This is a genomic window from Dokdonella sp. (assembly GCF_036518555.1).
In the GTDB taxonomy this organism is placed as follows: Bacteria; Pseudomonadota; Gammaproteobacteria; order Xanthomonadales; family Rhodanobacteraceae; genus Dokdonella_A.
In genome coordinates this window covers 1-18,061 of the sequence record NZ_DATDMY010000045.1, presented here as the reverse complement: position 1 = coordinate 18,061, position 18,061 = coordinate 1, and the positions used below count along the sequence as shown (strand labels likewise).

The 18,061-nt window shown below is 70.6% G+C and carries 17 protein-coding genes; 5 read left to right on the top strand and 12 right to left on the bottom strand.

Annotated features, from left to right (window positions below):
- From mgtA to VI238_RS02810, 8 genes are all read right to left on the bottom strand, one after another.
- Window positions 1-1,916: magnesium-translocating P-type ATPase (mgtA, locus tag VI238_RS02845; protein ID WP_331648234.1), on the bottom strand; the 1,916-nt coding region annotated here is incomplete at its 3' end.
- Window positions 1,917-2,119: 203 nt separating this feature from the next.
- Window positions 2,120-3,112 (bottom strand): tetraacyldisaccharide 4'-kinase, encoded by a 993-nt coding sequence (gene lpxK, locus VI238_RS02840; RefSeq protein ID WP_331648232.1) that lies wholly within the window; start codon window positions 3,110-3,112, stop codon window positions 2,120-2,122.
- Between the two features lie 65 nt (window positions 3,113-3,177).
- Window positions 3,178-4,965: a lipid A export permease/ATP-binding protein MsbA gene (gene msbA / locus VI238_RS02835; RefSeq protein ID WP_331648230.1), complete on the bottom strand. Its 1,788-nt coding sequence runs from the start codon at window positions 4,963-4,965 to the stop codon at window positions 3,178-3,180.
- Window positions 4,962-5,393 carry a biopolymer transporter ExbD gene (locus VI238_RS02830; RefSeq protein ID WP_331648228.1) on the bottom strand — a complete coding sequence of 144 codons (432 nt, stop codon included), beginning with the start codon at window positions 5,391-5,393 and terminating at the stop codon, window positions 4,962-4,964. The genes msbA and VI238_RS02830 overlap by 4 nt, the downstream gene beginning before the upstream one ends.
- Window positions 5,394-5,403: 10 nt before the next feature.
- Window positions 5,404-6,063 (bottom strand): MotA/TolQ/ExbB proton channel family protein, encoded by a 660-nt coding sequence (locus VI238_RS02825; protein WP_331648226.1) that lies wholly within the window; start codon window positions 6,061-6,063, stop codon window positions 5,404-5,406.
- A gap of 32 nt (window positions 6,064-6,095) precedes the next feature.
- Window positions 6,096-8,495 (bottom strand): DNA internalization-related competence protein ComEC/Rec2, encoded by a 2,400-nt coding sequence (locus VI238_RS02820; RefSeq protein ID WP_331648224.1) that lies wholly within the window; start codon window positions 8,493-8,495, stop codon window positions 6,096-6,098.
- A gap of 63 nt (window positions 8,496-8,558) precedes the next feature.
- The gene (gene lolD, locus VI238_RS02815) at window positions 8,559-9,272 is read right to left on the bottom strand and encodes a lipoprotein-releasing ABC transporter ATP-binding protein LolD (protein ID WP_331648222.1); all 714 of its coding nucleotides are present in this window, start codon (window positions 9,270-9,272) and stop codon (window positions 8,559-8,561) included.
- A gap of 103 nt (window positions 9,273-9,375) precedes the next feature.
- Complete coding sequence (locus VI238_RS02810) at window positions 9,376-10,617, bottom strand: lipoprotein-releasing ABC transporter permease subunit (RefSeq protein ID WP_331648220.1); 1,242 nt, start codon at window positions 10,615-10,617, stop codon at window positions 9,376-9,378.
- A gap of 194 nt (window positions 10,618-10,811) precedes the next feature.
- On the opposite strand from VI238_RS02810, the gene VI238_RS02805 reads away from it, so the two are divergent.
- The 5 genes from VI238_RS02805 (at window position 10,812) to VI238_RS02785 (ending at window position 15,996) form a co-directional block, all read left to right on the top strand.
- Window positions 10,812-11,768: a MoxR family ATPase gene (locus tag VI238_RS02805; protein WP_331648218.1), complete on the top strand. Its 957-nt coding sequence runs from the start codon at window positions 10,812-10,814 to the stop codon at window positions 11,766-11,768.
- A 3-nt stretch (window positions 11,769-11,771) separates the two neighbouring features.
- Window positions 11,772-12,770 carry a DUF58 domain-containing protein gene (locus tag VI238_RS02800; protein ID WP_331648216.1) on the top strand — a complete coding sequence of 333 codons (999 nt, stop codon included), beginning with the start codon at window positions 11,772-11,774 and terminating at the stop codon, window positions 12,768-12,770.
- Window positions 12,763-14,715 (top strand): DUF3488 and transglutaminase-like domain-containing protein, encoded by a 1,953-nt coding sequence (locus VI238_RS02795; protein WP_331648214.1) that lies wholly within the window; start codon window positions 12,763-12,765, stop codon window positions 14,713-14,715. The genes VI238_RS02800 and VI238_RS02795 overlap by 8 nt, the downstream gene beginning before the upstream one ends.
- 97 nt (window positions 14,716-14,812) lie before the next feature.
- Window positions 14,813-15,388 carry a Slp family lipoprotein gene (locus tag VI238_RS02790; RefSeq protein WP_331648212.1) on the top strand — a complete coding sequence of 192 codons (576 nt, stop codon included), beginning with the start codon at window positions 14,813-14,815 and terminating at the stop codon, window positions 15,386-15,388.
- 80 nt (window positions 15,389-15,468) lie between these two features.
- Window positions 15,469-15,996, top strand: a complete 528-nt coding sequence (locus VI238_RS02785) for a Slp family lipoprotein (protein ID WP_331648236.1) — start codon at window positions 15,469-15,471, stop codon at window positions 15,994-15,996.
- A 6-nt stretch (window positions 15,997-16,002) separates the two neighbouring features.
- Here VI238_RS02785 and VI238_RS02780 read toward each other — a convergent pair whose 3' ends face one another.
- From VI238_RS02780 to VI238_RS02765, 4 genes are all read right to left on the bottom strand, one after another.
- A complete protein-coding gene (locus VI238_RS02780; protein WP_331648210.1) occupies window positions 16,003-16,347 on the bottom strand; it encodes a histidine triad nucleotide-binding protein in 345 nt (114 codons plus the stop codon).
- 128 nt (window positions 16,348-16,475) lie between these two features.
- The gene (recR, locus tag VI238_RS02775) at window positions 16,476-17,072 is read right to left on the bottom strand and encodes a recombination mediator RecR (RefSeq protein WP_331648208.1); all 597 of its coding nucleotides are present in this window, start codon (window positions 17,070-17,072) and stop codon (window positions 16,476-16,478) included.
- Between the two features lie 91 nt (window positions 17,073-17,163).
- The gene (locus VI238_RS02770) at window positions 17,164-17,487 is read right to left on the bottom strand and encodes a YbaB/EbfC family nucleoid-associated protein (RefSeq protein ID WP_331648206.1); all 324 of its coding nucleotides are present in this window, start codon (window positions 17,485-17,487) and stop codon (window positions 17,164-17,166) included.
- A 168-nt stretch (window positions 17,488-17,655) separates the two neighbouring features.
- Window positions 17,656-18,061: DNA polymerase III subunit gamma/tau C-terminal domain-containing protein (locus tag VI238_RS02765; RefSeq protein ID WP_331648204.1), on the bottom strand; the 406-nt coding region annotated here is incomplete at its 5' end.

Genomic DNA, 18,061 nt, shown 5'->3' with positions numbered 1-18,061 from the left:
CCGACCACGCAGCCGTCGCGGTGCAGCGCTTGGATCACGCGCACCTTCTGCGCCGGATCGAGGCGCGCGAACACCTGCGTGTCGCGCGCCGCGACGGTGAGCTCGGCGTCGCTCATCGCCTGCACCTGCGGACCGACGAGGTAGCGGTCCACGCGCAGGCCGACCTGGCGACAGACGTTGCGCGTGACGATGTCGTTGTCGCCGGTCAACACCTTCACCGCGACGCCGTGGGCGGCGAGCGCGCGGATCGCATCCGCGGCGCTGTCCTTCGGCGGGTCGAGGAAGGCGACGAAACCCGTGAGCACGAGGTCGGCCTCGTCCGCGCGCGAGTACGCTGCCTTCGCTTCGACCTCGCGCATGCCGAGCGCGATCACGCGGAAACCGTCGTCGTTCATGTCGCGCGCGACGCGACGCGCTTGCGCGAGGCGCGCGTCGTCGGCCTCTAGCTCGCCGTCGGCTCCGCGCACGCGGCTGCAGATGCCGAGCATCTCCGCCACCGCACCCTTGGCGACGATGAAGTGGCGCCCGGCCCGGTTGCGCACGACCACCGACATGCGCCGGCGGGTGAAGTCGAAGGGCACTTCGTCGACGAGGGCGTATTCCTCCAGCAGGCGACCGCGCTCCCGCGCGTCGACGCGCTCGATCACCGCGACGTCGAGCAGGTTGCGCAGCCCCGTCTGGTACTGGCTGTTGAGGAATGCGAACGCGAGCACGTCCTCGTCGACCTCGCCGCGCACGTCGACATGGCGCTCGAGGATCACCTTGTCCTGCGTCAGGGTGCCGGTCTTGTCCGTGCACAGCACGTCGATCGCGCCGAAGTTCTGGATCGCGTTGAGGCGCTTGACGACGACATCCTTCTTCGCCATCGCCATCGCGCCCTTGGCGAGATTGATCGTGACGATCATCGGCAGCATCTCGGGCGTGAGGCCGACCGACACCGCGACCGCGAACATGAACGCGTCGAGCCATGCGCCCTTCGCGAGTCCGTTGACGAGGAACACGAGCGGCACCATCACCGCCATGAAGCGGATCATGAGCCAGGCGAAGCGCTGCACGCCCTTGTCGAAGCTCGTCTGCACCCGTGCGCCGACCATCGAGCCGGCGAGCGCGCCGTAGGTCGTGCGCGCACCGGTCGCGACGACCACGCCGACGGCGCTGCCGCTGACGACGTTGCTGCCCATGAAGCAGAGGTTGCGGGCTTCGAGCGGTGCCGTGGCCTCGGCGTCCGCGGCCGCGAACTTCTCCAGCGGCATGGATTCGCCGGTCAGCGCCGACTGGTTGACGAACAGGTCCTTCGCCGCCAGCAGGCGAAGATCCGCCGGAATCATGTCGCCTGCGGCGAGCTGCACGACGTCGCCGGGGACGAGGCCCTCGATCGGCACTTCGGTCTTCGCCGACGGCTTGCGCGCGCCGTCGTCACCGATTGCGGGCACGCGTCGAACCGTCGCCGTGTTGCTGACGAGGCTGCGCAGCCGCTCGACCGCGCGGCCGGTGCGCGCCTCCTGGAAGTACGAAAGGAACACCGCCATCAGGACCATCGCGATCATGATCGACGCGCCGATCGCGTCGTCGCCCAGCCATGAAGCGATCGCGAGCACGCTCAGCAGCAGGTTGACGGGATTGGTGAGGTAGCGGTGTGCGATCTCGAGCAGGAACGGCCGGCGACGCTCCGGTGCGACCGCATTGGGGCCGTGCTCGGCGAGCCGCGCCGCGACCTCGTCCGCATCGAGGCCCTCGGCGGTGACGCCGACGCGCGCGAGCACGGCCGCCGGCTCGAGGCGGACGAACTCGATGAGGGGATGCGGTGCCGCGTTCGCGGTGCGGTCTTCGCGCTCGAGGCGCAGGGCCGCCGGCACCGCAGCCGCGATCGCGGCCAGCGGCGACGTACCGAAGGAGATCGGAAGGAACTTGAACATGGGCGACTCCGGATGTCGTGGCGGAACGCTGCCGCCACGAGGAATCGCCGCGATGCCGACGCGCTCGCGTCAGCCGGCCATTCGCTCCGCGGAGGCAGCGTTGCTTCGTCTGGGGCTACTGCAACTGTCCACGGAGGGAACCTCGCGCGAGGGTGGGTGCGCACCGGACCGGCGCACCCGTGCATTGTCGACCCGGGATGCTTTCAGCGTGCTTTCGCGGCGCGCAGGCGTTCGATCACCGCATCGAAGAACGACGCCGGCAACTCCGCGCGCACCGGGACGCACCAGTGGTGCGCCTCGGCGAACGGCACGCACTTGACCGCGTCCTTCTCCGTCATGAGCACGGGCAGCCCGTCGCCGAAGGCGAGGTCGGCGGGCGCGAACGCATGATGATCGGCGAACGCGTGCGGCACGACCTCGATGCCGTGCGTGCGTAGCGCGAGGAAGAACCGCTCGGGATTGCCGATCGCGGCGACCGCGTGCACGCGTCGGCCCGCGAACGCATCGAGCGGCCGCGTCGCCGCCGCACGCTGCACCGGCACCGCGACGTCGCCGACGAGTCGCATCGGAATCTCGCCCGCTTGCGCGGCGCCACCGTTGCAGACGCGGAAGGGAATCGTGTCTAGGCGCGCAAGCGGCTCACGCAGCGGGCCCGCCGGCAGCAGCAGGCCATTGCCGAAACGGCGCTGGCCGTCGACGACGCAGATCTCGATGTCGCGTGCGAGCGCGACATGCTGCAGGCCATCGTCGGCGATGACGACGTTGACGCCGCGCTCGAGCAGCAAGGCAGCCGCGCGCGCGCGGTCGCGGCCGACCGCGACTTCGACGCCGGCGCGGCGCCGGATCACGCACGGTTCGTCGCCGACGCGCCGCGGGTCGGGCACGTCGTCGAGCAGCAACGGCCCCGTCTCGGTGCCGCCGTAACCGCGGCTGACCACGCCGGGACGAAACCCGTGCAGGCGCAGGTTCTCGGCGAGTGCGATCGCGAGCGGCGTCTTGCCGCTACCGCCCGCGGTGAGGTTGCCGACGACGATGACCGGTGCCGCGATGCGCGCGGGGCGCCGCAGGCCGAGCGCATACGGCGCGAGGTGCAGCCGGCGCAAACCGCGATAGGCCGGCACGAGCAACCGCAACCACCATGGCACCGGCTCGCCGTCGTACCAGATGCGCGTGATGCGCTGCGCGAACGTGCTCAACGTTCCGCCCCGGCGCGGCCGGCGTCGCGTACCCCCGGCATCGCTGGCAGGCTCGCAGCCATCGCTCAGGCATCGGCCCGCGCGGGCAGCGCCACCGGCGCGTCCTTGAACTGGAGCCGGTGCAGCGCCGCATAGCTGCCTGCGCGCGCGATCAGCGCTGCGTGCGTGCCGCGTTCCACGACGCGGCCGCGATCGAGCACGACGATCTGGTCGGCATGCTCGACCGTCGACAGCCGGTGCGCGATCACGATGACGGTGCGATCGCGCATGAGCCGCTGCAGGGCGTCCTGGACGAGTCGTTCCGACTCGCTGTCGAGCGCGCTCGTCGCCTCGTCGAGGATGAGGATCGGCGCGTCCTTGAGCAGCGCGCGCGCGATCGCGATGCGTTGGCGCTGGCCGCCCGAGAGCAGGCTGCCGCCCGCCCCGATGCGGCTGTGGATGCCTTGCGGCATCTGTCCGATGAACTCCATCGCGTTGGCGGCCTGGGCCGCGGCGACGATGTCGGCCTCGCTCGCGTCGGCGAGCGCGCCGTAGGCGATGTTGCGCGCGACGCTGTCGTCGAACAGCGCGACGCCCTGCCCGACCCAGGCGATCTGCCGGCGCAGGCTCGCGAGGGTGTAGTCCGCGAGCGGGCGACCGTCGAGCAGGATCTCGCCCGAAGACGGCTCATGGAAGCGCGGGATCAGGCTTGCGAGCGTCGATTTGCCGCTGCCGGAGCGACCGACGAGTGCGGTCACGCTGCCGTGGGCGCACGCGATGTCGATGCCCTCGAGCGCGGCACGCGTCGTGCCGGGGTAGCGCATGCCGACCTCGCGCAGCACGATGTCCCCTCGGCAGCGCGCGAGCTCGACCGTGCCCTCGTCGCGTTCCGGCGGCGTGTCGATCAGGCCGAAGATCTCGTCCGCGGCGGCGATGCCGCGTTGCAGGTTCGCCTGCACCGTGGTGAGGCGCTTGAGCGACGGCAGGATGCCGCCCATCGCGAGGATCAGCGAGGTGAACGCGCCCGGCGACAGTACGTCGAGCATCGACGGCCGCGTCGCGAAGTAGATGATCAGCGCGAGCGACAGCGCCGCGATCAGCTGCACGAGCGCGCTCGACAGCCCGTTCGTCGACGCGACCTTGAGCCCGAGTCGGCGCGCCTGCTCGGAGACTTCGTTGAAGCGCGCGGACTCGTACGCCTGGCCGCCGAACACCTTCACTTCCCGATTCGCGCCGACGACTTCCTCGATCACGCCGCTGACCGTACCCATCGAGCCCTGGATGCGGCGGCTGATGCGCCGGTAGCGGCGGCCGACCCAGACCACGAGCGCGCCGACCAGCGGCACCATCACGAGCAATGCGAGCGTGAGCTGCACGCTCGCGCGCAGCATGACGGCGACGTAGGCGACGACGCTGAGGCCGTCGATGACCGCGATCTTGACCGCCTCGGTGGTCGCCTGCGCGACCTGCTCCGAACTGTAGGTGATGCGCGCGATCTGGTGGCCGGACGACTCCCGGTCGAAGAACGAAGCCGGCAGGCGCAGGTAGTGATCGAAGACCTGCTGGCGCAACTGCTGCACGACGCCGCGTCCGACGTAGGCGGTGCCGAAATCCGTCGTGTAGATCGCGACGCTGCGCAGCGCGAAGATCGCCACGATGACGATCGGGATCCAGAAGATGCTGACCGGGTCGCGCGCGATGAACAGGTTGTCGAGCATCGGCTTGATCGTGCCCGCGAACAGGCCCATGCAGGCCGCGTCGGTGACCATCGCCACGACGACGACCGATGCGACGAACCAGTAGCGGCGCGCATGACCGAGCAGCCGCAGGTAGACCGCCAGGCTCGAACGCGTCGCCGCGTCTGCCTGGTTCACTTGGCGCCCGCCGCCTGTGTCTGTGCGATGGCGATCGACAGGCGCGTGAAGCCGAGCTGGCCGAGCGCGTCCATCGCGGTGACGACCGCCTGGTGCGGCGTCATCGCGTCCGCACGCAGCACGACCGCGCGCGAGCGGTCGTCGCCGGCGAAACGCGAGATCGCTTCCTTGAGCGAATCGAGCCCCGGGTTCAGTACCTCGTTGTTGTCGATGTAGTAGCGCCCATCGCGGTCGATCAGCACGACGAACGCATCGCGCTGCTCGGTCTGCTCGCTCGACTCGGCTTGCGGCAGGCTCACCTGCATGCGCGAGTTCTGCACGAACGTCGTGGTCAGCACGAAGAACATGAGCAGGGTCAGCAGCACGTCGATGAGCGAGATCACGTTGATCTCGAAGTCGTCCTCGCGGCGGGCGGCAGCGATCCTCACGTCGGTGGCCTCAGACTGCCGAGCGCGCGACGCGCACTGCGCCGGCAGGGGCGGCCGCGGGCACCTCGGTGGTCGCGGTGAGTTCGTCGGTGAGCAGGAACACCTGGCGCTCCATCTCGACCACGAGCCCGTCGACACGACTGCGGAAGTAGCGGTGGAATGCGTAAGCCGGAATCGCGACGCACAAGCCCGCCGCGGTGCAGACGAGCGCCTCGCCGATGCCGCCGGCCATCTTGAGCGGGTCGCCGACGCCGCTGACCATCACCGCGAAGAACATGCGGATGAGGCCGAACACGGTGCCGAGCAGGCCGAGCAGCGGCGAAATCAGCGCGATCGTGCCGAGCGTGTTGAGGAAACGCCCCAGACGGTGCACGACGTGGCGGCCGGTGTCCTCGACGCGCTCCTTGATGACTTCGCGCGGGCGGTTGCGCACCGTGAGCGCGGCGGCGAGCAACTCGCCGAGCGGCGAGTTCGTACGCAAGGCGTTGAGATGCTCGGGGTCGAGTTTGCGCGTGCGCGCCCACTCGCGCACCTCGTTGCCGAGCCCCGGCGGGACGACGGTCTTGCGGCGCAAGGTCCAGAAACGCTCGAGGATGATCGCCAGCGCGATCGCGGAACAGACCAGGATCGGCAACATCGCCCAGCTGCCGGCCATCAGGAGTTCGAACACGTGACACCCTTCGGATAACGTCGCTGGCGGCATCATAGCAGCGCCGCCGATGCAGTCTGTGAGGGCGTCGACGCAGGCGCGTCCTGGCGCACGCCAGCTCCCGCATCCCGCACGCCCTCGCGCCAGTAGCGCCATTGCCGCACGCGTTCGCGCGCGACGATGCGAGGCCGCGCATCGGCCGGGAACGCGAGCCGCACCGCTCCGGCGTCGGCGGTGTTGACGAGCTCGGAGCCGATCGCAAGGTAGCGTGCGACGACGTCGGCCGCGGGATGGTGGAATCGGTTGCGCCAGCCGGCCGAAACGACCGCGATCACCGGGCGCAATGCGGCGAGGAACCGCGGACTCGACGAGCTGCGGCTGCCGTGGTGCGGCACGACGACGGCGAGCGGCGGTCCTGCACCGACGACGGCAGCGACGTCGGCTTCGACGCGACGGCTGATGTCGCCCGGCAGCAACAGCCGCCCCGCGCGTCCCTCGACGAGCAGCACGCATGAGCGGTCGTTGCCGCGCGCGGCCGTCGCGACGGTCTCCGCCGACGGACCCAGCATGCGGAAGCGCACGCCGTCCCACTCCCAGGTCTCGCCCGCGTGGCACGGCGCGGCGCCGATCGCGATGCGCTCGGGTTCGCCGCTGGAACGTTCGGCACGCGGGAACGCCTGGGCGACGGCCGCCGCGCCGCCGGCATGGTCGTTGTCGCCGTGGCTGACCACGAGGCGGTCGAGGCGCCCGACGCCGAGCGCGCGCACGCTCGGCAGCACCGCGACCTCCCCGAGATCGAACTCCGACGGGTAGCGCGCACCGGCATCGAACAGCAGCGCATGGTCCCGCGTGCGCACGAGCACCGCGAGCCCCTGGCCGACGTCGATGACGACCGCCTCGAACGCGCCGGGGCCGGGCGCCGCGCGCGGCGGCCAGAGCAACGGCAGGAACAGCAGCGCTCCGAGCAGGCGTCCCGGCACCGCGCGAGGCAGGAACAACCAGAGCGCGCCTGCGAGCGCGAGCCACGTCGCCCACGAGGGCGCTTCGGGTACGTACCAGTGCGCACCCGGCCAGGCCGCCGTCCGTTGCAGGAGCCACCACTGCGCATGGGCGACGTTGGCGGCCATTGCCAGCAGCAGCGCCGCAGGTGCCGGCCAGGTCAACAGCGCGAGTACGCCGAGCAGGCACAGCGGCACGATCACGAAGCTTACGACGGGCACGGCGACCAGGTTGGACAGTGCGCCGACGAGCGACGTCTCGCCGAAGAACCATACCGACAGCGGCAGGAGCGCGATCGTCATGACCAACTGGCCGAAGCCGAGCTCGCGCAGGAAGCGCAGGCGGCCGCGCACGGGCCCGAGCGCGAGCATGAGGAAGGCGACGCCGACGAACGAGAGCCAGAATCCGGCCTCGAGCGTGGCGAGCGGGTCGACGAGCAGGATCGCGAGCAACGCGAGTGCGAGCGTGTGCGCCGCGCCGCCGTCGCGGCGGCCGAAGCGCATCGCGGCGACGACCGCGATCATCGCGAGCGTGCGCATCGTCGGCAGGCTCCCGCCCGCGAGCAACCCGTACAGCGCCGCGGCGAGCAACGCCGCCGGCGCGCGCACGAGCGGATACGGCAGCCACAGGGCGAGGCGCGGGAACACGGCCCACGTCAGCCATGCGAGGGCCACGCCGAACAGACCCGCGACGCCGACATGGAATCCCGAGATCGCGATCAGGTGCGGAATGCCGTTCGCGCGCGCGACCTCCCAATCGCCTTGCTCGAGCCCGCGCGTGTCGCCGATCGCGAACGCCCGCAGCAGCGCGGCATCGTGCGCATCGGCGACGCGGGCCGCGATGCCGTCCGCGACCGACTCGCGCAGGCGATCGATGCACGCGGTGCGCGCGGCGACGCGGCGATCGTCGCCGGCCTCGCGCACGTAACCGACCGCGACGATGCCACGCTCGAGCGCCTGGCGCTCGGCATCGAAGCCACCCGGATTGACGAGTCCGCGCGGTCGCTTGAGGCGCAGCAGCAACTGCCACCGTTCGCAGGCCGCGGGCACACCCGCGGGCGCGTCGTACCACGAAGCGCGTACGCGCCCGCGCAGGGGCAGGTCCGCGCCGTCGAGTCGCGCGTCGTCGACGCGCAGCACGAAGCGGGTCGCATCGTCGCGGCGCAACGGCAGCCCGTCGATCGTGCCAGTGACGAGCACGTCGCGACCTTCGAGCTCGGCCGGCAGGCGCGCATCGAGCGCACCCCCCGCTTGGAACGCGCACCAGCCGAAGCCGAGCAGGAGCCAGCCGACGGGTCGCAGGCGCGGCCACGGCAGCGCGAGCGCGCCGCCGATCGTCAGCGCGACATCGATCCCGCGCGGCGGCAAGCCGGGAAGGCCGTGTACTGCGATCGCGCCGCACAGCATTGCGACAGCCGCACCGACGCCGACGATCGGAATTCGCGCTTCGAGCATCCTGCCCTCGCCTCCTGCGTGCGCCCGACCGCCTTCCGTCGCGGCCCTGTTCGTGCCACGGAACTACGCGGTGCGCGGGTGCAGCGCTCCGGCGGAAAGTTCCAGCACGCGATCCGCGCGCGCCGCGAGCTTCGGGTCGTGCGTGACGAGCACGAGCGCAGTGCCGATCTCGCGGTTGAGCTCCAGCATGAGGTCGTACACGTGCGCCGCGTTGCGCTCGTCGAGGTTGCCGGTCGGCTCGTCGCCGAGCACGCACGCGGGTCGCGTCACGAGCGCGCGCGCGACCGCGCAGCGCTGGCGTTCGCCACCGGACAGCTCGCCCGGCTTGTGCTCGAGCCGCTCGCCGAGTCCGACGCGCCGCAGCAGCGCGACTGCGCGCTCGCGCGCGTCGCCGATCGCGCCACCGCGGATCAGCAGCGGCATGCAGACGTTCTCGATCGCGGTGAATTCCGGCAACAGGTGATGGAACTGGTAGACGAATCCGAGGGCCCGGTTGCGCAGCTCGCCGCGCGCGCGGTCCGACAGGCGCGACATCGCCGTTCCGGTGACGCTGACCTCGCCCGCGCTCGGTGCGTCGAGGCCGCCGAGAATGTGCAGCAGGGTGCTCTTGCCGGTGCCCGACGCACCGACGATCGCGACGGTCTCGCCGCGCCGCACCGACAGGTCGACGCCGCGCAGCACGTCGGTGCGCAGCTTGCCTTCCTGGTACGTCTTGGCGACGCCCGTGGCCGACAGTACGACGTCAGGACCGGGGGCTGAGGGTTGGGAAGCGTGCATCGTCTTGTCCGTTCGTCGTCGTTCCGCTCATCGCACCTTGCTCGTCCTGCGGTGGCTGCCTGCTTCGTGCTCTCCGGCCTTGGGCCCCGGCCGTTGGTCCATGCTATTCATAGCGCAGAGCGGCGGCGGGATCGGTCTTCGCCGCGCGTCGTGCGGGGTACAGCGTCGCGAACGTGCAGAACAGGAACGCGGTGAGCGTGATCCAGACGACGTCGGATCCGTGCAGGTCGCTCGGAAGCTCGCTGATGTAGTAGACGTCCGGCGACAGGAACGTCACGTGGAAGGTCCGCTCGATCCAGTGCACGATCGCGCTCAGGTTGAGCGAGAGCAGCACTCCGAACAGCACGCCGAGCGCGATGCCGAGCGTGCCGACGAGCACACCCTGCACCATGAACGTGCCCATCACCGAGGCCGGGCTCTGGCCGAGCGTGCGCAGGATCGCGATATCGGCCTGCTTGTCCTGCACGAGCATGACGAGGGTCGACACGAGGTTGAATGCGGCGACCGCGACGATCAGCGAGAGGATCAGGAACATCACCTTCTTCTCCATCGCGATCGCCTTGAAGAAGTTGCTGTGCCCCTGCATCCAGTCGGTCACGCGGTAGAACTGGCCGAGCTGCTGCGACAGCTCGCGCCCGACCGGAAATGCCTGGAACATGTCGTCCAGGCGCAGGCGGATGCCGGTCGGCCCGTCGAGGCGATAGAGCGTCTGCGCATCCTGCAGCGCGACCACCGCGAGGCCGGAGTCGTACTCCTGCATGCCCGCCTCGAACACGCCGACCACGGTGAAGCGCTTCATGCGCGGTATCGCGCCGATCGGCGTCGCGCTGAACTCGGGCGCGAACACCGTGACGAGGTCGCCGACGCCGACGCCGAGCGTCATCGCGAGTTCCTTGCCGAGCACGATGCCGAACTTGCCCGGCACGAGATCGTCGAGCCGGCCCTCGACCATGCGCGCGCCGATCTCGGAAACGCCCGGCTCGAGCGCGGGGTCGACCCCGCGGATGATCGCGCCGCTCACGCGCGCGCCCTGCAGCATCGCCTGGCGCTCGACGTACGGCGCGGCGCCGAGCACGTGCCTGTCGGCGCGCGCGACCTTCAGCGCTTCGGGCCAGTCGCGCACGGTCTCGCCGATACCCTCGATGGTCGCGTGCGATACCATGCCGAGGATGCGGTCCTTGAGCTCCTTGTCGAAGCCGTTCATGACCGAGATCACCGTGATCAACGCGGTCACGCCCACCGCGATGCCGAGGATCGACACCAGCGAAATGAACGAGATGAAATGATTGCGCCGCTTCGCGCGCGTGTAGCGCAGGCCGATGAAGACTTCGAGTGGGCGGAACATCGTGCGGGCGGTCCTCGGGTCGTTCGCCGGAGCGACGCTCCGACCGGTGCGCGCGTACGACGTCGCAGCGACGGGGCTCGCCGCGCCATTGCGTTCGACCGCAACGGCGGTGCAGAGTGCCGCAAGGCCGCGAGCGCGGCAAGTCGGTCGGCGAGGGCGACCGGCGTAGGAATTCCCCGACACGACGGAGCCGCATGAACGAAACCGACCCCATCGCGCAACCCCTGCCGGCCGACCTGCGCGACGCGCTCGCGCGCGCCGTGCGCCAGGTCAACACGGTCGTGCTCGGCAAGAAGCACGAAGTGCGCCTCGCGTTCGTCTGCCTGCTCGCCGGGGGCCACCTGCTCATCGAGGACCTTCCGGGCGTCGGCAAGACCACGCTCGCGCACGCCCTCGCCGCAACGCTCGGACTGGGCTTCCAGCGCGTGCAGTTCACCTCCGACCTGTTGCCGTCGGACATCATCGGCGTCGGCATCTACGAACGCGAGGCGGGCGTATTCAAGTTCCATCCCGGGCCCCTCTTCACCCAGCTCCTGCTCGCCGACGAGATCAACCGCGCGATGCCGAAGACGCAGAGTGCGCTGCTCGAGGCGATGGCCGAGGGCCAGGTCACCGTCGACGGCACCACGCATCGCCTCGCGCCGCCGTTCTTCGTCGTCGCGACTCAGAACCCGCTCGACCTCGCCGGCACCTGGCCGCTGCCCGATTCCCAGCTCGACCGCTTCATGCTGCGCATGAGCCTCGGCTATCCCGATCGCGATGCCGAACGCGCGATGCTCGGCGCGACCGATCGACGCGACGTGATCGCGGCGCTCACGCCGTGCCTGGGGCCGGACCAGATCCTCGCGCTGCGCCACGCCTGTGCAGGCGTGCTCGCGAGCCCCGCCCTGATCGAGTACGTGCAAGCGCTGCTCGCGGCGAGCCGCGACCATCCCGAGATCCGCGTCGGCCTGTCGCCGCGAGCGGGGCTCGCATTGCTCTCCGCCGCGCGCGCGCATGCGCTGCTCGCGGGTCGCCCGCATGGCGTCCCGGAGGACGTGCAGGCAGTGTTCCCGTTCGTCGCGGGCCATCGCCTCGGCCTCGGCGCCAACGCGCGCGTCGAACGGACGAAGGTGGTCGCCCAGTTGCTCGAGTCGACCCCGCTGCGCTGACCGATGCCGAGCACGTTCGCGTCCTGGCGCCTGCGCGCGCTCGCCCTGGCCGAGCGGCGCTTGCCTGCGCTGACCCGCCTGCGGCGCCCGGAGGCCCTGCCCGTGCGACTCGATCGCCGGCGCATCTACGTGCTGCCGACACCGTTCGGGCTCGTGTTCGCCGCGCTGCTGTTCGTCATGCTGGTCGGCGCGCTGAATTACGGCAACAATCCGGCCGTGCTGTTCACGTGCCTGCTCGGCAGCGTCGCGGCCGCCAGCCTGTTCGCCGGCTTCCGCGTCGCGAGCGGCCTCGTGCTCGCGCGCGTGCATGCGGCGGAAGCCTACGCCGGCGAGCCGTTCGTCGTGAACCTGCGCTTCGATCCGGCCGCGCGCGACCGCGCCTCGCTGCGCCTGCGCCACGGCGCGTTCGAGACCGCGTTCGCGCTGCACGCGAACCAGCCATCGGACGTGTCCGTGGTCGTCGAGACCCCGCACCGCGGCTGGTACCGACCGGGGCGCATCCGGGTCTGGACCGACTATCCGCTGGGGCTGTTCCAGGTCTGGAGCTGGGTCAATCCCGACGTGGATATCCTCGTCTACCCGTCACCGGAACGGGCGGCGCCGCCGTTGCCGGTTTCCGGCGACACGCGCATCGGCGAACAGGCGCATGCCGGAGCGAGCGAAGAACATGCCGGTCTGCGTGACTATCGGCCGAGCGATCCGCCGCGACTCATTGCATGGAAAGCATCGGTACGCCACGACAGCCTGCTCGTCCGCGACGTCGAGCATCGGTCGGGCGAAGCATTGGCGCTCGATCATGCGAGCCTGCGCGGACTCGACGAGGAGGCGCGCATCCGTCGGCTCGCGGCATGGGCGATGGCTGCGGAGCGCCTGCAGCGCGCCTATTCCCTGCGCCTGCCGCACGAGACACTCGGCCCCGCCCTGGGCGCCGACCATCTTCGCGCCTGCCTGCGAGCGCTCGCACTCATGCCAGGTCGCGCAGCGGTCGACCGCGATGACTGACCTGCTCGACCGCCAGCAGTTCGAGCGCGTCGCGCTCGCCGTCGCGGCGACGGTCGCCTTGCACGTCGACCATCTTCCCGCGGGCCTGTCATTCGCACTCGCGGCCACGATCGCACCGCGCGTGATCACGCGCCGGCGCGCGGCGGGCGCGGTCAGCTGGTGGGTACGCGTGCCGCTGACCGTCTTTCTGCTCATGTTCGTCTCCCTGCAGTACGGCAACATCTTCGGGCGCGTGCCCGGCACGGCGCTCGCGTGCGGCATGCTCGCGCTCAAGCTGCTCGAAGCAGAGCGCACACGCGACGCGCGCGTCGCGCTCGGCTTCGCGTCGTTCGTGTTGATGTCGTCCCTGCTCTTCACCCAGACGTTGCTGTTCAGCCTCGCCGTGTGCGGCGTGCTCGGACTCGTGATCGCGGGTCTTCTCTCCCTGCAACCGGCCCCGCTCGCCGAACCGCGCCGGCTGCAGCCGGACCTGTGGCGCGCAAGCGTGCTCCTCGGAATCGCGGTGCCGCTCGCGCTCGCGGCGTTCGTGCTGCTGCCACGCCTGAACGCTCCGCTCTGGGGAACGCGTGGTGACGACACGCTGACGAGCACCGGCCTCAGCGACAGCATGGCTCCGGGCCAGTTCGTCCGCCTCATGCTCGACGAATCGCCGGCGTTCCGGGCGGAATTCAAGGGGCCACGGCCGCGCACGCAGTCGCTCTATTTCCGCACGATCGTGCTCAGCGATTTCGACGGCACCACGTGGACGCGCCGCTTCAGCGATGCGCGGCCCAGCGACGCGATGCCGCAAGTGCCGGCGCGCAGTCCCATCTACGACTATACGGTCACCCTCGAAGGCAGCGGCGACCGCCGCTGGTTGCCCGCACTGGACCTGCCGATCGTCGCTCCCGAGGGTTCGCGGCTGAGCCGTGAGCAGATCCTCGTGGCCCGGCCGGGGCCGGTGGTCGTCGGCACCTACGATCTGCAGTCGTCACCCGATGCGAAGCTCGATACGTCCCTGCCCGGTGCCGACCGCGCGCGCCTGCTGGCGCTGCCTCCCGGGTACGGGAAGCAAGCGCGCGAGCTTGCTCGACGCTGGCGCGATCAGCTCCGGTCGGATGATCGAATCGTCGAGGCCGCGCTCAAGCTGTTCCATTCGAGCTTCGATTACACGCTCGAGCCGCCGCCGCTCGCGCGCGATACCGTCGATGATTTCCTGTTCGGCACGAAGGCCGGCTTCTGCGAACACTATGCTTCGGCGTTCGTGTTCCTCATGCGCGCAGCGGGCATTCCCGCGCGCGTCGTGACCGGCTATCAGGGCGGCTGGTGGAGCAGCGAGTACCTGCTCGTGCGGCAGTCCGACGCGCACGCCTGGGCGGAGGTATGGTCCGACGGCGAAGGCTGGAAGCGTGTCGACCCGACCGCAGCGGTGAGCCCTGACCGAATCGAACTCGGCGCCGCGCAGTCGGACCCCAACGCGGGATGGATGCGCTCGGGCTGGTTGCGCGAACTCCGCAACCAGCTCGATATCGCCAACAGCCTCTGGACTCGCTCGGTGATCTCGTTCGATTCGCTTCGCCAGCATGCGCTGCTGACCGAGTTCGGCGCTTCCGAGCTGAGCCACGGCGACCTGCTGCTCGCGCTCTCGATCGTGCTCGCATTGACGATGGCGCTCGCGGCCGGATGGGCGATGTGGGACCGGCGCGTGCACCACGGCGACCCGCTCGATCGGGCCTGGCAGCGCTTCCGCGCCGCGCTCGCCCGCGGCGGCATCGACGAGCGGACGGCGGAGGGCCCGCTCGACTTGCGCGCGCGCGTGCATGCGGCCGCACCTGCGTCGGCGCCCGCGATCGATCCGCTCGTCGACGAGTACGTCGCGCTGCGCTACGGCTCGCCCGCGCCCGAGCCGCTGCGTGTCGCCAGGCTCGTCCGGCGCTTGCGCGCGTTCCGCCTGCGGCGCCGGTGACCGCCTGCGACGAACCGTCGTTCAGGCCCGTCGGTTACCATGTCAGGGTGCGGCACTGCAGACGGAGTCCCGAACCGTCGCCGACCGAAGGTTCGCCATGCGTCACATCGTCACGATCGCCGTTCTCGCAGCCGGGCTTGCCTCGTGCGCGACCGTACCTGCACCGCTGCAAGGCCAGTTCGCCGCGACGACGCCGCGCGACGCGCGCGTCGAAGGGCAATCGGTGCGCTGGGGCGGCGAGATCATCAAGGTCGAACCGATGCAGGATTCCACCTGCTTCGAGATTCTCGCGCGGGAGCTCGACGCGAGCGCGCGGCCGACGCGCCGCGACGCGAGCCAGGGCCGGTTCATGGCCTGCCACGCCGGCTTCTACGACCCGGAAGAGTTCGATCGCGGCCGCGAGATCACCGTCGTCGGCCAGCTGACCGGGACCGACCACGGCAAGGTCGGCCAGTTCGACTACGCCTACCCGCACGTGAGCGCGAGCGCGGTCTACCTGTGGCCGAAGCGGCCGCTTTACGTGCGGACGCCGTACTACTACGACCCGTGGTTGTACGGCTATGGTCCGGGCTGGGGTTATTTCGGTCCGGGCTGGGGCTACTGGGGTCCGCCCGTGATCGTCCGCGACCGCCGACCCGATCCGCAGCCGACGCCGAGGCCGGGCGACAAGTAGCCGCTCAGCGCGCAACCAAGCGCACACGGCGGTGACGTAGGATGGCCGGGTCGCCCGGAGGAGCCGTCACCGTGACCCCCATGCATGCACTGGCCTGCGCGGTCGTCGCCGTCTTCGCTGCCGCGCCGGCGAGCGGCGCGGGCGACGCAGCGGCCTCGAAGGTGTTCTCGTCGCCCGCGGCCGCGGTAGAAGGCGACCATGTCGGCGCGACGGTGCTCTGGGGCGGCCGCATCTTCGAACGCGAATCGGGTGACGACGGCCAGTGCGTCGGCGTGCTCGCGTTCCCGCTCGCGCGTCGCGATGGCCGGCCCGACACGCGCCTCGAGCCGGGCCAGGTCTTCTACGCCTGCAGCGGCGCCGCCCTCTCCGCGGACGATTACGCGGTCGGCCGCCAGGTCGCGGTCACAGGCACGATCGCATCGGTGCGCGAACGCGTCATCAGTGCTACGTGTCGCACGCTGCCCCCGAACACGGCGTTCGTCACCTGGAAAGCGACCGCCGTGACCCAGGCGCCCGCGGGATGCCTGGCACGCCTGCCGCTCGTGCGGATCGGCGACAGCCGCACCTGGCCGGATCCGCCGCGAGCGCACCCGCCGCAGTTCATGTGACGCCGCTCAGCCGGGCGGCCAATGCATGGGGCGTCCGGCGAGCAGGTGCAGATGGATGTGGAACACGGTCTGCCCGCCGTCGCGATTGCAGTTCATGACCACGCGGTAGCCGTCTTCGGCGAATCCCTGCGCCTTCGCCCAGCGCGCGGCTGCGACGACGAGCCGGCCGACGAGCGTCGCATCGTCGTCGCCGACGTCGTTGAGCGTCGCGAACGGCCGCTTCGGGATGAACAGCACATGCACGGGTGCCTGCGGGTTGATGTCGCGGAACGCGAGCACCTCGTCGTCCTCGTAGACGATGTCGGCGGGAATCTCGCGCCGAATGATTCGTGCGAACAGGGTGTCGGTCATGGGCGGCCGGGCATCGGACTCGGGAATTCAGGCTCTCAGGTCGGATACGCGCATGCAAGCCCGGCGACGGCAGCGCCCGGAGGCCTAGCAGCCGTGCGGCCCACGATCACGGATCACCCAGCGCCGCGTCACAACGCCAGTCGGCCGCCGAACGCATGCGCGAGCGTGCCGCGATCGATGAACTCGAGTTCGCCGCCGAGCGGCACGCCGTGGGCCAACCGGCTTGCGCGCACGCCGGCCGCGCGCGCGAGCTGGGCGAGCATGTGTGCGGTCGCCTCGCCCTCCACGGTCGGGTTCGTCGCGACGATGAGTTCCTGCACTTCGCCCTCGGCGAGGCGGTGAGCGAGCACGTCGAGGCCGAGTTCCTTCGGCCCGAGGCCGTCGAGCGGCGAGATGCGCCCGAGCAGTACGAAATACTGGCCGCGATAGCCCGTTGCCTGTTCGATCGCGAGCTGGTCGACCGGCGTCTCCACGACGCAGAGCAGGCTGCGCTCGCGCGCGGCGCTCGCGCAGAGCTGGCATACCGGCTCCTCGCTGAACGTGCGACAGCGCGAGCAGTTGCCGATGCGCTCGACCGCGGCCGCGAGCCGCTCGGCGAGGCGGCGCGCACCGGCCCGATCGCGTTCGAGCACGTGGAACGCCATGCGCTGTGCCGTCTTGGCGCCGACGCCGGGGAGGCATCGCAGCGCTTCGACGAGGTCGGCGAGGAGTGGAGAGGACGACATGCTCGTGGACGGCTGAGGGTTGGGGGCTGACGGTTGGGGTCGAGGGCGCTGCTGGATCGTCGCCGCATGCGCAGCCCTCGGCCCGGCTCCCTCAGAACGGCAACTTGAACCCGGGCGGCAGGTTCATGCCCGAGGCGAGGTGTCCGAGCTTCTGCTGGCTCAGGGCGGCGACCTTGTTGACTGCGTCGTTGAACGCGGCGGCGACGAGGTCTTCGGCCATTTCCGGATCGTCGGCGAACAGCTTGCGGTCGATCGCGACCGCACGGACTTCGTGGCGACCGCTCATGCGCACGCTGACGAGGCCGCCGCCGGCCTGGCCGGTGACTTCCATCTGCGCGATTTCCTCCTGCGCGCGCTTCATCTCTTCCTGCATGCGCTGCGCTTGCTGCATCAATCCGGCGAGGGGACCTTTCATCGGGGGTTCGTCCTTTGCGATCCGTCCGGAATCGCTGTGATCTGGGTGGGTTGCGCGTGTGGATACGCCATGGTCTTCGTCCGGTCCAACCGCGGCCATCCACGTCCGCACGTCTGGGTGGCGCATCCGGGTACGGTGGGTACCCACGCCCGCGATTTCAAATGGCACTCAACCGTCGCTGGGGCGGATGCTGCCGGGAATCACGCGCGCGCCGAAGGTGTCGATCATCGACTGCACGAACGGGTCGCCGTGCACGGCCTCCTCGGCCGCGGAACGGCGCGCATGCTCGGCGCGCGTGCGCTGCTCCGCCGGCGTCTGCGTCCCGGTCGAAACGCGCTCGAAGCGTACCTTCACGTCGCGGCCAAGCGCGCCGCCGAGACGCTGCTCGAGCAGGCCGACCAGCGGTCCGTCGGCGAGGTGCTCGTACGACGGATCCATCGCGAGGCGCACGACATTGCCGTCGATCGCGACGAGGCTCGCGTTCTGCGCGAGCTGGCCGACCGGCCCACGCAGGCCCGCGCGCTCGATCAGCCCCGCCCAGTCCGGCGGCGGGCGCGCAGCGGCGTCGGCCGCG

Coding starts and splice junctions, on each gene's coding strand:
- VI238_RS02820 (WP_331648224.1), bottom strand. CDS start 8,495: ATGCTCGAAGCGCGAATTCCGATCGTCGGCGTCGGTGCGGCTGTCGCA.
- lolD (WP_331648222.1), bottom strand. CDS start 9,272: ATGCACGCTTCCCAACCCTCAGCCCCCGGTCCTGACGTCGTACTGTCG.
- VI238_RS02810 (WP_331648220.1), bottom strand. CDS start 10,617: ATGTTCCGCCCACTCGAAGTCTTCATCGGCCTGCGCTACACGCGCGCG.
- VI238_RS02805 (WP_331648218.1), top strand. CDS start 10,812: ATGAACGAAACCGACCCCATCGCGCAACCCCTGCCGGCCGACCTGCGC.
- VI238_RS02800 (WP_331648216.1), top strand. CDS start 11,772: ATGCCGAGCACGTTCGCGTCCTGGCGCCTGCGCGCGCTCGCCCTGGCC.
- VI238_RS02795 (WP_331648214.1), top strand. CDS start 12,763: ATGACTGACCTGCTCGACCGCCAGCAGTTCGAGCGCGTCGCGCTCGCC.
- VI238_RS02790 (WP_331648212.1), top strand. CDS start 14,813: ATGCGTCACATCGTCACGATCGCCGTTCTCGCAGCCGGGCTTGCCTCG.
- VI238_RS02785 (WP_331648236.1), top strand. CDS start 15,469: ATGCATGCACTGGCCTGCGCGGTCGTCGCCGTCTTCGCTGCCGCGCCG.
- VI238_RS02780 (WP_331648210.1), bottom strand. CDS start 16,347: ATGACCGACACCCTGTTCGCACGAATCATTCGGCGCGAGATTCCCGCC.
- recR (WP_331648208.1), bottom strand. CDS start 17,072: ATGTCGTCCTCTCCACTCCTCGCCGACCTCGTCGAAGCGCTGCGATGC.
- VI238_RS02770 (WP_331648206.1), bottom strand. CDS start 17,487: ATGAAAGGTCCCCTCGCCGGATTGATGCAGCAAGCGCAGCGCATGCAG.